Below are 12,694 nucleotides of genomic sequence, written 5' to 3'. Positions count from 1 at the left end.
TGGAGGCTCTTCCCTCCTGGGGCAAGGGTGGCTAGCCTCGCCCGCCCGGAGTGGACCTGGCGGCTGGAGGGGGATGAGGGGATGACGACGACGAGTCGGTGGGGGCGGCTTCAGGAGGAGCTCGACCCGGTCGGCACGGTGCTGCTCACCGTCGAGTGCCAGGAGGGGGTCGTCGGCCGCGACAGCGCGCTGCCCGAGCTGGCCGCCGCGGCCCGTTCGTCCGGCGCCCTGCGCAACGTCGCCCGGCTGGTCGCGGCCGCGCACGAGGCCGGAGTGCAGGTGCTGCACGCGGTCGCCGAGCGGCGGCCCGACGGTCGCGGCGCCAACGGCAACGCCCGGCTGTTCCGGGCCGCCGCCCGGCTTCCCGTGCAGCAGCACAGCGGCAGCGCGGCGGTACGGATCGCCGAGCCCATCGAGGTCGCGGACCAGGACCTCGTCGTACGGCGCCTGCACGGCCTTTCGCCCCTCGCCGGGACCGACGTGGACCCGCTGCTGCGCAACCTCGGCTGCCGCACCCTCGTCGTCACCGGCGTCTCGGCCAACGTCGCCGTCCCGAACGCGGTCTTCGACGCGGTGAACCTCGGCTACACCGTGGTCGTGCCGAGCGATGCCATCGCGGGGGTGCCCGCCGACTACACCCCCGCGATGATCCGCCACACGCTCGCGCTCGTCTCGACCGTCACCACCACCGAGGAGGTGCTGGGCTGCTGGAAGAGCACGCGGCGCGTCACGCGAGCGTGATCGCGTCTCCGTCGACCTTGATCGGAGTGGGCGGCAGGGGAGTGGTGGCGGGGCCGCCCTTCACGCTGCCGTCGGACGCGTCGAAGAGGCTCTGGTGACAGGGGCAGGTGATGACCCCGTCGCTGACTCCGCTGACGGCGCAGCCCTGGTGGGTGCACTTGGACGAGAAGGCCTTGAACTGGCCGGCCGTCGGCTGGGTGATGACCACGCCCTGGTCGGCGAGCACCTTGCCGCCGCCGACCGGGATGTCCGCGGTCTTGGCGAGGGGCGCGCCCGCCTCCCCGGTCGCCGGGGCCGAACCGCCCCCGCTGCCGCTGCTGCCCGCCTTGCCGTCCGAGCCGCCGCCACAGGCGGCGAGAACCGCCACCAGACCCGCGCCGCCCGCCGCCGATACCACCGTCCGGCGTGCCACTTCACTCATAGCGCTCCCCTTGAGGTTCCGGTCGCATCGACCCGGCCACTGTGTCAGGGATGAGTACGGGAGGGCGGCGCGAAACGTTCAAACACCCGGCGGCGTCCACACCGCCGCCCATGCCCGGTGAACCGGCCCCGCAACGAAGACCGTCTGCACCTGGTCGTTCGCCGGCTCGCCAACGGGCGCCCTTCACCATGGTCGCGGCCAGCACAAACACCGGAGTCACTCATCCAGCCGGGTGACCGGGTCCCGCCGGGGGTATGTCCGGGGCGGTCGCCGACTGGAACTCACCGAATTCTCCTGAGGAGTCCTGGCTGCCAAGTCAGGGGTTAAAGGGGAGAGTCGGGCCTCTTCGATCGTAAGGCTGGATGAATGGATAGCCTGGGACGATGCTTACAGAAGTGACAGCGACCCGCTATGTCACGCCTCTGCGTGAGGGCGGCTCGCTCCCCGGGATCGTCGAGGCCGACGATCTCGGCACCTACGTCATGAAGTTCACCGGCGCGGGGCAGGGACGCAAGACCCTCGTCGCCGAGGTGATCTGCGGACAGCTCGCCCGGCGGCTCGGGCTGCGGGTGCCCGAGTTGGTCACCATTCAGCTCGACCCGGTCATCGGGCTCTCCGAGCCCGACCAGGAGGTGCAGGAGCTGCTCAAGGCGAGCGGTGGTCTCAACCTCGGGATGGACTATCTGCCCGGCTCGCTGGGGTTCGACCCGCTCGCCTACGAGGTGGACCCGAAGGAGGCGGGGAGGGTCGTCTGGTTCGACGCGGTGATCAACAACGTCGACCGGTCGTGGCGCAATCCGAACATGCTGGTCTGGCACGGCGACCTGTGGCTGATCGACCACGGCGCCACCATGATCTGGCACCACAACTGGCCGGGCGTCCAGGCGTCCGCTGCCAAGCCGTACGACGCCTCCGACCATGCCCTCGCCCCGTTCGGCCCGGACGTCGCGTCCGCCTCCGCCGAACTGGCGCCGCTGGTGACGCGGGAGCTGCTCGACGAGGTCGCCGCCGACGTCCCCGACGAGTGGCTGGTCGACGAGCCCGGCTTCGAGACGACCGACGCGCTGCGCGATGCCTACGTGCAGGCGCTGCTCTCGCGCGCCGCGACGATCCACGAACGGATCACCCTGGGGCCGCGCACCGAGCGCCAGCCCGCGCAGCCGCCCGGCTGGCTCGCCGACCGCCTGGCCCCCCGGCAGCACTCCACCCAGAAGGACCGCACCGCGTGACCGACCGTGACGTCTTCGAGTACGCGCTCCTGCGCGTCGTGCCGCGCGTCGAGCGCGGCGAGTTCTTCAACGCGGGCGTGGTGGTCTACTGCCGGGCCAAGTCCTTCGTCGCCGCCCGCACCCATCTGGACGAGGCCAAGCTGACGGCGCTCGACCCCGGCGCGGACGTGGTGGGGGTACGGGCCGCGCTCAGGGCCGTCGAGGGCGTCTGCCTCGGCGGCGACGACGCCGGACAAGCGGCCCGGGACGACGCGGGACGGCGTTTTCGCTGGCTGATCGCGCCCCGCTCCACGGTCGTCCAGCCCGGCCCGGTGCACACCGGTCTCACCGCGGATCCGGAGGCCGAGGTCGAAAGGCTGCTCGATCTGCTGGTGCGCTGAGCCCGCCACTGCGGCGCGGAGTGATCGGGTGCACCCGGCGGGCCGTTGACACCGGGTGCCAGGGCTTCTAGCGTCTCGTCTGCGGAAGGTACTAAGCGGTCGCTCATGTGCGGGACGTACCGTGTGGGCCGCATTCAGGGATGATCCAAGGGCGAGGAGAACCAGCATGTCCACCACCGAGCAGCGCGTAGCCGTCGTCACCGGCGCGGCGCGGGGCATTGGCGCCGCGACCGCGGTACGGCTGGCAGCGGAGGGCCGCGCCGTCGCCGTACTCGACCTCGACGAGGCTGCCTGCAAGGACACCGTCGAGAAGATCACCAACGCCGGTGGCACCGCCATCGCCGTCGGCTGCGACGTCTCCGACAGCGCCCAGGTGGAGGCCGCGGTCGCCCGCGTCGCCACCGAGCTCGGCGCTCCGACGATCCTCGTCAACAACGCGGGCGTGCTCCGTGACAACCTGCTCTTCAAGATGAGCGAGTCCGACTGGGACACGGTCATGAACGTGCACCTCAAGGGTGCCTTCCTGATGGCCAAGGCCTGTCAGAAGCACATGGTCGACGCGGGCTTCGGCCGGATCGTCTCCCTCTCCTCCTCGTCGGCGCTCGGCAACCGCGGCCAGGCCAACTACTCCGCCGTCAAGGCGGGCCTCCAGGGCTTCACCAAGACGCTCGCCAAGGAGCTCGGCAAGTTCGGCATCACGGCCAACGCCGTCGCCCCGGGCTTCATCGTCACCGAGATGACCGCCCAGACCGCCGAGCGCGTCGGCATGGGCTTCGAGGACTTCCAGGCCGCGGCCGCCTCCATGATCCCGGTCCAGCGGGTCGGCAAGCCGGAGGACATCGCCAACGCCATCGCCTTCTTCACGGGCGACGACGCCGGCTTCGTCTCCGGCCAGGTCCTGTACGTGGCCGGCGGACCGCTCAACTGACGCGAGAGCGGACAAGGGGAAGGATACGGACATGAGCACGCAGGAACCGCCCGAGCTGTCGGGCAAGGTCGCTCTGGTCACCGGCGCCAGCCGGGGCATCGGCTACGGCATCGCCGAGGCGCTCGTCGCCCGGGGCGACCGGGTGTGCATCACCGGGCGCGGCGAGGAGGCCCTCAAGGAGGCCGTCGAGCAGCTCGGCTCCGACCGGGTCATCGGCGTGGCAGGCAAGGCCCACGACGAGGTCCACCAGGCCGCCGCGGTCACCGCGACGATGGAGGCTTTCGGACGGGTCGACTTCCTGGTGAACAACGCCGGGACCAACCCCGTCTTCGGACCGATCGCGGAACTCGACCTGAATGTCGCCCGCAAGGTCTACGAGACGAACGTGATCTCCGCGCTCGGTTTCGCCCAGCAGACCTGGCGCGCCTGGCAGAAGGACCACGGCGGCGCGATCGTGAACATCGCCTCGGTCGCCGGCATCTCCGCCTCGCCGTTCATCGGCGCGTACGGGATGAGCAAGGCCGCCATGGTCAATCTGACCCTTCAGCTGGCGCACGAATTCGCACCGGTGGTCCGGGTCAACGCCATCGCTCCGGCGGTCGTTAAGACCAAGTTCGCCCAGGCGCTCTACGAGGGCCGCGAGGCCGAGGCGGCGGCCGCGTACCCGCTCGGCCGGCTCGGCGTCCCGCAGGACATCGGCGGGGCGGCGGCCTTCCTCACCTCCGACCAGTCGGACTGGATCACAGGCCAGACCCTCGTGGTCGACGGGGGGATTTTCCTCAACGCCGGTGTCGGGTGACCGATATCCGGACACTTTCCTGAATTCCTGACCGGTTTGCACCCGGTTATACGCCGATTGCGCCAAGTGCCCCGCCAGGGTCGAACATTGACCTGGCGGGGCGCTGCGGTATGGTCGGCCGACCCATGGCTGAACGAGGAGCGTGCACGTGTTCAACCGGACCAGTCTGCAGGCCGCTGCAGCCCTTGCGTCCATATCCCTGGTGTCCGGATGTGGCGTGTTTTCGGACGCCGAATCCGCTGGGGAGCAGAGAATCGTCGTCGGCACGACGAGTTCTCCGACCACGCTCGATCCGGCAGCCGCTTGGGACAATTCCTGGGAGCTGTTCCGAAATGTCTTCCAGACGCTGGTGAGCTTCCCGACCGGAAGCACCACCCCGCAGTCGGACGCCGCCGACTGTAAATTCAAGGACACCTCCAGCCGGATCTTCGAGTGCCGGCTCGTCGAGGGCCTGCAATTCTCGAACGGGCACAAGCTGGACGCCAAGGCCGTCCAGTACTCCATCGAGCGCATTCGCAAGATCGACGTCGACGGCGGACCCAACGGCATGCTGGGCTCCCTCGACACGATCGAGACCGTCGGCGACCGCACGATCGTCTTCCGGCTGAACAAGCCCGACGCCACCTTCCCGTTCGTCCTCGCCACCCCGGCCATGTCGCTCGTGGACCCGGCCGAGTACCCGGAGGACAAGCTCCGTGAGGACGGCAAGCTCGTCGGCTCCGGCCCGTACGTCCTCGACGAGTACACCGAGGGCGAGAAGGCCGAGCTGACGAAGAACCCCACTTACAAGGGGTTCGCCGACCGCAAGAACGGCGGCGTGACCATTCGGTACTTCAAGGAGTCCGAGGCGATGGTCACCGCGCTGAAGAAGAAGGAGATCGACGCCACCTACCGCGGTCTCACCGCCGAGGAGGTCGTCGACCTCCAGGCGGACAAGGAGGAGAACAAGGGACTCCAGCTCGTCGAGTCCACCGGCGCCGACATCCGCTACCTCGTCTTCAACGCCGAGGACTCCTCCGTCTCCAAGTCCGCCGTCCGCAAGGCGATCGCCCAGGTCGTCGACCGCGAGGCGCTGGTCGCCAAGGTGTACCAGGGCACGGCGGAGCCGCTGTACTCGATGGTCCCCAAGGGCATCGCCGGCCACACCACCGAGTTCTTCGACCGCTTCGGCACGCCGGACGCCGCCAAGGCCCGCACGATCCTGCGCGACGCGGGGATCACCGACCCCGTCGAGCTGACCTTCTGGTTCACCACCGACCGGTACGGCTCGGCCACCGCCCTCGAGTTCGCCGAGCTCAAGCGGCAGCTCGAGGCGTCGGGGCTCTTCAAGATCACCCTGCGCGGCAAGCCGTGGAAGGACTTCCAGGCCGGCTACCAGAAGGGCGAGTACCCGGTCTTCGGCCGAGGCTGGTTCCCCGACTTCCCGGACGCCGAGAACTTCGTCGCCCCGTTCGTCGGCAAGCAGAACGTGCTGGGCACGCCGTACGTGCGTCCCGAGATCACCGACCAGCTGCTCCCGAAGTCCCGGCGCGAGAGCGACCGCGGCGCGGCCACCGACGAGTTCGAGAAGGCCCAGGAACTCATGGTGCAGGACGTCCGGCTGCTCCCCCTGTGGCAGGGCAAGCTCTACATCGCGGCAAGCGAGGACATCGGCGGCGCGGAGCGCGCCCTCGACCCGCAGACCGTCATGCAGATGTGGGAGCTCAACCGCCGGGCCAGCTGGTAGAAGAACCGGCTCCTCCGTTGTCAGTGGCCCCCGGTAGGTTCTGTGATCGTACGAACGAAGGCCTACCGGAGGTTGTTGACGTGACCGACACCGACATGCTGCCCGAATCCTGGCGCGGCGTCCTCGGCGACGAGCTGCAGAAGCCGTACTTCAAGCAGCTCACCGAGTTCGTCGAGGAGGAGCGGGCCAAGGGGCCGGTGTACCCGCCGCGTGAGGAGGTCTTCGCCGCCCTCGCGGCGACGCCCTACGACAGGGTGAAGGTCCTGGTCCTCGGCCAGGACCCGTACCACGGAGAGGGCCAGGGGCACGGCCTCTGCTTCTCCGTGCGGCCGGGCGTCAAGACCCCGCCCTCCCTCCGCAACATCTACAAGGAGATGCAGGAGGAGCTCGGGCACCCGGTGCCGGACAACGGCTATCTCATGCCGTGGGCCGAGCAGGGCGTCCTGCTGCTCAACGCGGTCCTCACCGTCCGCGCCGGCGAGGCCAACTCCCACAAGGGCAAGGGCTGGGAGAAGTTCACGGACGCCGTGATCAGCGCGGTGGCCTCGCGGCCCGACCCCGCGGTCTTCGTGCTGTGGGGGAACTACGCGCAGAAGAAGCTGCCGCTGATCGACGAGGAGCGGCACGTCGTGGTGAAGGGCGCGCACCCCTCGCCGCTGTCGGCGAAGAAGTTCTTCGGATCCCGCCCCTTCACGCAGATCGACACGGCGATCGCGGCCCAGGGCCACGAGCCGATCGACTGGCGCATCCCGAACCTGGGCTGAGCCCGCCCGGCTGACAGGAGCGGGGCGCCGCCCGAGCCTGTGCCGGATCGGAGGTCGCTGCGGCTAGCGTCGGCTCTCTGGACGACAGAGTGCGTGGAGGCCGCAGTGACCGAGCAGCAGCAGGTGTCGGACGACGGCGTCATGACCCGGATCGGGCAGGCGATGATGCTCCTCCACGGAGGGGACCGCGAAGAGGCGCGCAACCGCTTCGGGGAGCTGTGGGAGCAGATCGGCCCGGACGGAGACCCTCTGCACCGCTGCACGCTCGCGCACTGCATGGCCGACGTGCAGGACGACCCGGACGCCGAGCTGGCCTGGGATCTGCGGGCCCTGCTGGCGGCCGAGGGGGTGGACGAGGACCGGCTCGCCGCGCACGGCTCGGCGGTGGCGCTGCGTGCCCTCTACCCCTCGCTGCATCTCAACCTCGCCGCCGACTACGTGAAACTGCAGCGGCCCGACGCGGCGCGGACCCATCTTGACCGCGCCCGCGCCGCGTCGGACGTGCTGGAGGACGACGGGTACGGCAACGGGGTGCGCGCCGCCATCGAGCGCCTGGAGGTACGGCTCCGGGCGCGGTGACACCGGCACCGCGGCCGGACGGGGGCGTCCCGGCGGGGCTCATTTCTTGTACGCGTCCCGGCAGATCTTCGCCTGGTCGCTGTCGCGACCCCACCCTCCGTACCGCTCGCCCAGGTCGCAGACGTCGGCCCACGCGGGCGGCTTGGCTCCCGGACCGCGCCGGTGTCCGTGCGGAACGGACGACGGCCGCTCCTCGGCCGTCCGCGCGGTGTCCTTGTCCTTGCCCCTCGCCTTCCCCTTGCCGCTCTGCCGCTTCTGTTCCTGATCCCGCTTCTCCTGCTCCGTCGTGACGCGGGGCGACGGGGGAGGGGGCGCGGGGAGCGCCGCTTCGAGCGCCTCACGGGCCGGGCCCTCGACGATCTGCGGTGCCACGTCCTGGATGGGCCGGCTGACCTCGTTGGGATACGTGGGGGCTGCCGGAGGCGCCGTCTCCACCGACACGCAGCCGGAGAGCGTGGCAACCGCCACCCCGACCAGGATCTTCACTGTGGTTCTCGTTCCATGCACCCGCGCAACTCTGCTGCTCCGTCGGTGATCTTCGCGCCCCTACCGACGGGGAATGCCCCACACGGGTGATGCCCGAGATCAGGGTGACAGCCGGCGTTCATGTGCCGAGCATGCCGCGCAGCAACTCCGCGAAGCCCGTGCGCAGTTCGGTGAGACTTGGCACGGAGGAGTGGAACGAGCCCGCCACGCAGGAGAACATCAGGCCCTCGCTCCAGGCGATCAGGGAGAGGGCGTGGCGCTCGGGGGCAGGGGAGCCCGCGTTCGTCATCATCGCGATCAGAGGGCCGTGGAACGCCGAACCCGCCGCGTCGAAGAAGGTGCGCAGTTCGGGGCGGCGGGTGGCTTCGAGGGCGAGTTCGTAGCGCGAGACGAGCAGCGCCCGGTGGTCGGTGAGGTAGCGGTACAGGGCCAGGGCGAGGGCGTCCACCAGGGCCCCGGCGTCGCTGCCGGGGCCCGGCATCTCGTGCGGGGTGAGGACTCGGGACTCCAGCTCGACCTGGCGCCGGACCGCCGTCTCGAGCAGTGCCTGGCGGGTGCGGGCGTGGTTGGAGGTCGACCCCTGCGGCAGTCCCGCCCGCTCGTCGACAGCCCGGTGCGTGAGGCCGCGCATCCCGCGTTCGACGAGGAGGTCGAGCGCGGCGTCGCCGATCCGCTCGGCCCGGGAGGCGGTCGGGGTGGCCGGGGTGGCCGCGCCGGAGGAGGCCGGTTCAGGGGTGCGTGCGGTCATGGAGGACAACCTACTACCCAGCCGACTACGCCTGTAGTACTGTCGCTGTGTCACTACAGATGTAGTCGCCGAGGGAGCAGTCATGGACCAGCACCGTGCCGTCGTCGTCGGAGCCGGAATCGGCGGGCTCACCGCCGCCGTCGCCCTACACCAGCAGGGCTGGGACGTGACCGTTCTGGAGCGCGCCGCCGCCCTCACCCCCGTCGGAGCCGGCATCGGCCTCGCCCCCAACTCCCAGCGCGCCCTCGACGTCATCGGTCTCGGTGACCGCGTCCGCGAACTGTCCGCCTGGCAGGGGGACGGCGGTATGCGCGCCCCCGACGGCCGCTGGCTCGCCCGTACCAGCGCCAAGGCCGCCGCGGCCCGCTTCGGCGGACCGCTCGTGCTGCTGCACCGCGCCACCCTCGTCGACCTGCTCATCTCCGCCCTCCCCGCCGGAGTCGTACGGACCGGCCTGACCGCCTCCCTCGCCGACCCCGGCGACGACCGACGGCCCGCCGTCGTCGCCACCCCCGACGGGCAGATCGAGGCCGCACTCGTCCTGGGCGCGGACGGCATCCACTCGACGGTCCGCCGCGCCCTGTTCCCCCACCACCCGGGGCCGCGCTACTCCGGCTTCACCACCTGGCGCGTCGTCGTCCCCTCCCCCGACCGGCCCTTCGCCCCGCACGAGACGTGGGGAGCCGGCCGCCTCTGGGGCACCCAGCCGCTCAAGGACGGCAGGATCTACGCCTACGCGATGGCCGCCGCCCCCGCCGGTGCCCACGCGCCCGACGACGAGAAGGCCGAACTCCTGCGCCTCTTCGGCGACTGGCACCACCCGGTCCCCGACATCCTCGCCGCCACCGACCCGGCCGGCGTCCTGCGCCACGACGTCCACCACATGCCGGAACCGCTGCCCGCCTTCCACCGCGGCCGGGTCGCCCTGCTCGGCGACGCCGTCCACGCCATGCAGCCCACCCTCGGCCAGGGCGGCAATCAGGCCATCGAGGACGCCGTCGTCCTCGCCCACCACGCGGGGCGCGAACCGCTGCCGAGCCGCGCCCTCGCCGCGTACACCGCCGACCGGCTCCCGCGCACCACGGCGATCGTCCGCAAGGCGGCCCGCGTCGGCCGGCTCACGCTCCTCTCCGCCCGTCCCGCCGTCGCCCTGCGCGACGGGCTGATCGCCGCCGTCTCCCGCTTCGGCCCCGGTCTGGTGCTGCGCGGTTTCGACGGCATCGCCGACTGGCGGCCCCCGACGGCCGCCGAACGGCCCCGCGTAAGCTGACCAGCCGAGCAGGGCGGACGTAGAGCGAAGGAGACCCCGTGAAGGTTGGCTGTATCGGACTCGGCGACATCGCGCGGAAGGCCTATCTCCCCGTCCTCACCGCCCTTCCCGGCGTCGAACTCCATCTGCAGACGCGCACGCGGACCACTCTCGACCGGATCGCCGAGACCCACCACGTGCCGGCCGCGCGGCGCCACGGCGACCTCGACTCGCTGCTCTCCGCCGGCCTCGACGCCGCCTTCGTGCACGCTCCGACCGCCGCTCACGCCGAGATCGTCGCCCGGCTCCTCGAAGCCGGCGTGGCGACGTATGTCGACAAGCCGCTCGCCTACGAATACGCCGAGTCCGAGCGGCTCGTGGCGCTCGCGGAGGAGCGCGGGGTGAGCCTCGCCGTCGGTTTCAACCGCCGCCTGGCACCGGGGTACGCGCAGTGCCTGGAGCACCCGCGCGACCTGATCCTCATGCAGAAGAACCGGATCGGCCTCCCCGAGGACCCGCGCACCCTCGTCCTCGACGACTTCATCCACGTCGTGGACACCCTGCGCTTCCTGCTGCCGGGAGAGGTCGAGCACACGGACGTACGGGCGCGGATCCGCGACGGTCTCATGCACCACGTGGTACTCCAGCTCTCCGGCGACGGTTTCACCGCCATCGGCATGATGAACCGGATGAACGGCTCCACCGAGGAGATCCTGGAGGTCTCCGGCCGGGACACCAAGCGCCAGGTCCTCAACCTCGCGGACGTCGTGGACCACAAGGGACAGCCGACCGTCCGGCGGCGTGGGGACTGGGTGCCGGTCGCCCGCCAGCGCGGCATCGAGCAGGCGGTCCTCGCCTTCCTCGACGCCGTACGGGCCGGCCGGCGGCTCAGCGCTCGGGACGCGCTGACGACCCACGAACTCTGCGAGCGCGTGGTGCGTGAGGCCCTGACCCAGGCCTCCTGAGCGCCCCCATGCCCTCGGCGGCGCACAGGGCCGCCAGGACGGTCAGGGCTCCGTGCAACGGCCAGTCGCCGTACCGGACATAGCCGGTTGTCCCTCCGGCGAGCGGCAGCTCGTAGACGCTCGCCGCACTCCGATCGGTGCCGAGCGGAGTCCCGATCCGTGTGCCGTCCGGGCCGTACACCGCGCTGACGCCGGTCAGCGTCGCGTGCACCACCGGGCGGCCGGACTCCGCCGCGCGCAGCGCCCCCAACGAGGCGTGCTGCGCGGGCGCCCAGCTGTCCTGGAAGGTCGAGGTCGCCGACTGGGCGATCACCAGATCGGCGCCGTCGCGGGCGAGCCGCCGGGTCATGTCCGGAAACGCCGACTCGAAGCAGACCAGCGGCCCGATCCGCAGCTCCGGGACGCCCTCCTCGATCGGCGGCAGGTTCATCACCACCGGCTGCGTACCCCGCCGCCGGTCCTCGCTCGCCGCCTTGCCCACCGACGTCACCCAGCCCAGGACCGTACGCGCCGGCACGTACTCGCCGAACGGCACCAGCCGCATCTTGTCGTACCGCTCTCCCGTCGGACCCCGCTCCCCGATCAGCACGCTGCTCTTGAAGATGCCCGGCCGGTCGGAGCGGCGGGCGTCCACATTGACCAGGACCGGCGCGTCCACCGTGCGCGCGAGGGCGGCCAGCCGGGCGGTGAGGTCGGGACGGGCCGTCAGATCGGAACCGACACTGCTCTCGCCCCAGACGACCAGGTCCAGGTCCTGGCCGGCGAGCCCACGCGTCAGCTGCTCACCACGGGCGAACCTCCGCTCCGCGCCGCCCGGTCCGTCGAACACACCGGGCTGGACGACCGCGATCCGAGCCGTCCCCTGCTCACGCGGGGGACCCACCCCCCACCACACGACGCCCACGGTGAGCGCGCACACGACGAGTCCGACGAGAGCGGTGAGCCGTACGGCCGCCGCCGACACCACCAGCAGGGTCAGGGCCGTGTTGACCGCCACCACCAGCAGGCTCACCAGCCACACACCGCCGACGGAGGCGAGCCGCATCGCCGGCGGCACCTGCCACTGGCTGGCGCCGACCAGACCCCAGGGGCCGCCCAAGCCCTCCCAGGAGCGGGCCAGTTCGACGAGCAGCCAGCCGGAGGGGACGACGAGGAGCGCAGCGACGGCGCGCGCACCGGAGGGACCGTCGCCGAGCATCGCCCGTACCAGCCACCCCCAGGGCACCCACAACAGCCCGAGCAGCCCCGCCAGTACGAGGATGAAGACGTGCAGGCTCGGCATCAGCCAGTGGTGTACGGCCAGCATGAAGCCGAGGCCGCCCAGCCACCCTTCGAGGGCGGCCCGGCGGGCGGTCGGGGCGCTGCGGAGCAGCAGCATCCACGGGACGAGCGCGACGTAGGCGAACCACCAGAGGGCGGGGGCGGGGAAGGCCAGCGCGGGCAGCGCCCCGGCGGCGACGGCGAGCGCGGCGCGGACGGCGGGTCGGTGGAACGGGGCCTTGGGACCGGCCGCATCGGCGGCCAGGGGGCCAGGGCTCGGCTCAGCGCCGGCCTCGTCGCCGGCACGGGGGCTCGTACGAGCCCGCGTACCGCCGTCCGTGCCGGCGGCCGCGTCCGTGGCCCTGCCGCGTCGGCCGAACGGAAACCGCATTCCGCGCCTCCAGGTGTCGCCTCCAGTG

General features: G+C 71.4%; 14 protein-coding genes. 10 read left to right on the top strand and 4 right to left on the bottom strand.

Annotated features, from left to right (window positions below; all coding sequences use genetic code 11):
• The first annotated feature begins 81 nt into the window (after positions 1-81).
• Positions 82-741, top strand: coding sequence for a cysteine hydrolase family protein (locus IE136_RS22295; RefSeq protein ID WP_158985191.1), 660 nt, complete (start codon positions 82-84; stop codon positions 739-741).
• On the opposite strand, the gene IE136_RS22290 is transcribed toward IE136_RS22295, so the two are convergent.
• Complete coding sequence (locus IE136_RS22290) at positions 728-1,162, bottom strand: Rieske (2Fe-2S) protein (protein WP_158985189.1); 435 nt, start codon at positions 1,160-1,162, stop codon at positions 728-730. The genes IE136_RS22295 and IE136_RS22290 overlap by 14 nt on opposite strands.
• Before the next feature lie 383 nt (positions 1,163-1,545).
• Between IE136_RS22290 and IE136_RS22285 the strand changes: the two genes are divergently transcribed.
• From IE136_RS22285 to IE136_RS22255, 7 genes are all read left to right on the top strand, one after another.
• A complete protein-coding gene (locus IE136_RS22285; RefSeq protein ID WP_158985187.1) occupies positions 1,546-2,391 on the top strand; it encodes a HipA family kinase in 846 nt (281 codons plus the stop codon).
• Positions 2,388-2,771, top strand: coding sequence for a DUF3037 domain-containing protein (locus IE136_RS22280; RefSeq protein ID WP_158985185.1), 384 nt, complete (start codon positions 2,388-2,390; stop codon positions 2,769-2,771). The genes IE136_RS22285 and IE136_RS22280 overlap by 4 nt, the downstream gene beginning before the upstream one ends.
• A 166-nt stretch (positions 2,772-2,937) precedes the next feature.
• Positions 2,938-3,699 (top strand): 3-oxoacyl-ACP reductase FabG, encoded by a 762-nt coding sequence (gene fabG / locus IE136_RS22275; RefSeq protein WP_158985183.1) that lies wholly within the window; start codon positions 2,938-2,940, stop codon positions 3,697-3,699.
• Positions 3,700-3,730: 31 nt separating this feature from the next.
• On the top strand, positions 3,731-4,498 hold the full coding sequence (locus IE136_RS22270) for an SDR family oxidoreductase (RefSeq protein ID WP_158985181.1): 768 nt from the start codon (positions 3,731-3,733) through the stop codon (positions 4,496-4,498).
• Positions 4,499-4,646: 148 nt separating this feature from the next.
• Positions 4,647-6,224, top strand: a complete 1,578-nt coding sequence (locus IE136_RS22265; protein WP_158985179.1) for an ABC transporter substrate-binding protein — start codon at positions 4,647-4,649, stop codon at positions 6,222-6,224.
• Between the two features lie 80 nt (positions 6,225-6,304).
• Entirely contained in the window at positions 6,305-6,988 is a 684-nt protein-coding gene (ung, locus tag IE136_RS22260; protein ID WP_158985177.1) for a uracil-DNA glycosylase, read from the top strand.
• A gap of 105 nt (positions 6,989-7,093) precedes the next feature.
• A complete protein-coding gene (locus IE136_RS22255; RefSeq protein WP_158985175.1) occupies positions 7,094-7,567 on the top strand; it encodes a tetratricopeptide repeat protein in 474 nt (157 codons plus the stop codon).
• Positions 7,568-7,606: 39 nt separating this feature from the next.
• Here the strand turns inward: IE136_RS22255 and IE136_RS22250 are convergent, their stop codons facing one another.
• Positions 7,607-8,074 carry a hypothetical protein gene (locus tag IE136_RS22250; RefSeq protein ID WP_158985173.1) on the bottom strand — a complete coding sequence of 156 codons (468 nt, stop codon included), beginning with the start codon at positions 8,072-8,074 and terminating at the stop codon, positions 7,607-7,609.
• 97 nt (positions 8,075-8,171) lie between these two features.
• The gene (locus tag IE136_RS22245) at positions 8,172-8,801 is read right to left on the bottom strand and encodes a TetR/AcrR family transcriptional regulator (RefSeq protein WP_189601197.1); all 630 of its coding nucleotides are present in this window, start codon (positions 8,799-8,801) and stop codon (positions 8,172-8,174) included.
• Between the two features lie 82 nt (positions 8,802-8,883).
• Between IE136_RS22245 and IE136_RS22240 the strand changes: the two genes are divergently transcribed.
• Together IE136_RS22240 and IE136_RS22235 are read left to right on the top strand one after the other, a co-directional pair.
• Entirely contained in the window at positions 8,884-10,071 is a 1,188-nt protein-coding gene (locus tag IE136_RS22240) for an FAD-dependent monooxygenase (RefSeq protein ID WP_158985169.1), read from the top strand.
• A gap of 38 nt (positions 10,072-10,109) precedes the next feature.
• Complete coding sequence (locus IE136_RS22235) at positions 10,110-11,015, top strand: Gfo/Idh/MocA family protein (protein WP_158985167.1); 906 nt, start codon at positions 10,110-10,112, stop codon at positions 11,013-11,015.
• On the opposite strand, the gene lnt is transcribed toward IE136_RS22235, so the two are convergent.
• The gene (gene lnt, locus IE136_RS22230) at positions 10,939-12,666 is read right to left on the bottom strand and encodes an apolipoprotein N-acyltransferase (protein WP_189601196.1); all 1,728 of its coding nucleotides are present in this window, start codon (positions 12,664-12,666) and stop codon (positions 10,939-10,941) included. The two genes, IE136_RS22235 and lnt, sit on opposite strands and share 77 nt — an antisense overlap.
• Positions 12,667-12,694: the final 28 nt, after the last annotated feature.

Source organism: Streptomyces lateritius (assembly GCF_014649715.1).
In the GTDB taxonomy this organism is placed as follows: Bacteria; Actinomycetota; Actinomycetes; order Streptomycetales; family Streptomycetaceae; genus Streptomyces; species Streptomyces lateritius.
The sequence above is the reverse complement of the archived record's forward strand: the minus strand, read 5'-3'. Positions and strand labels throughout refer to the sequence as shown.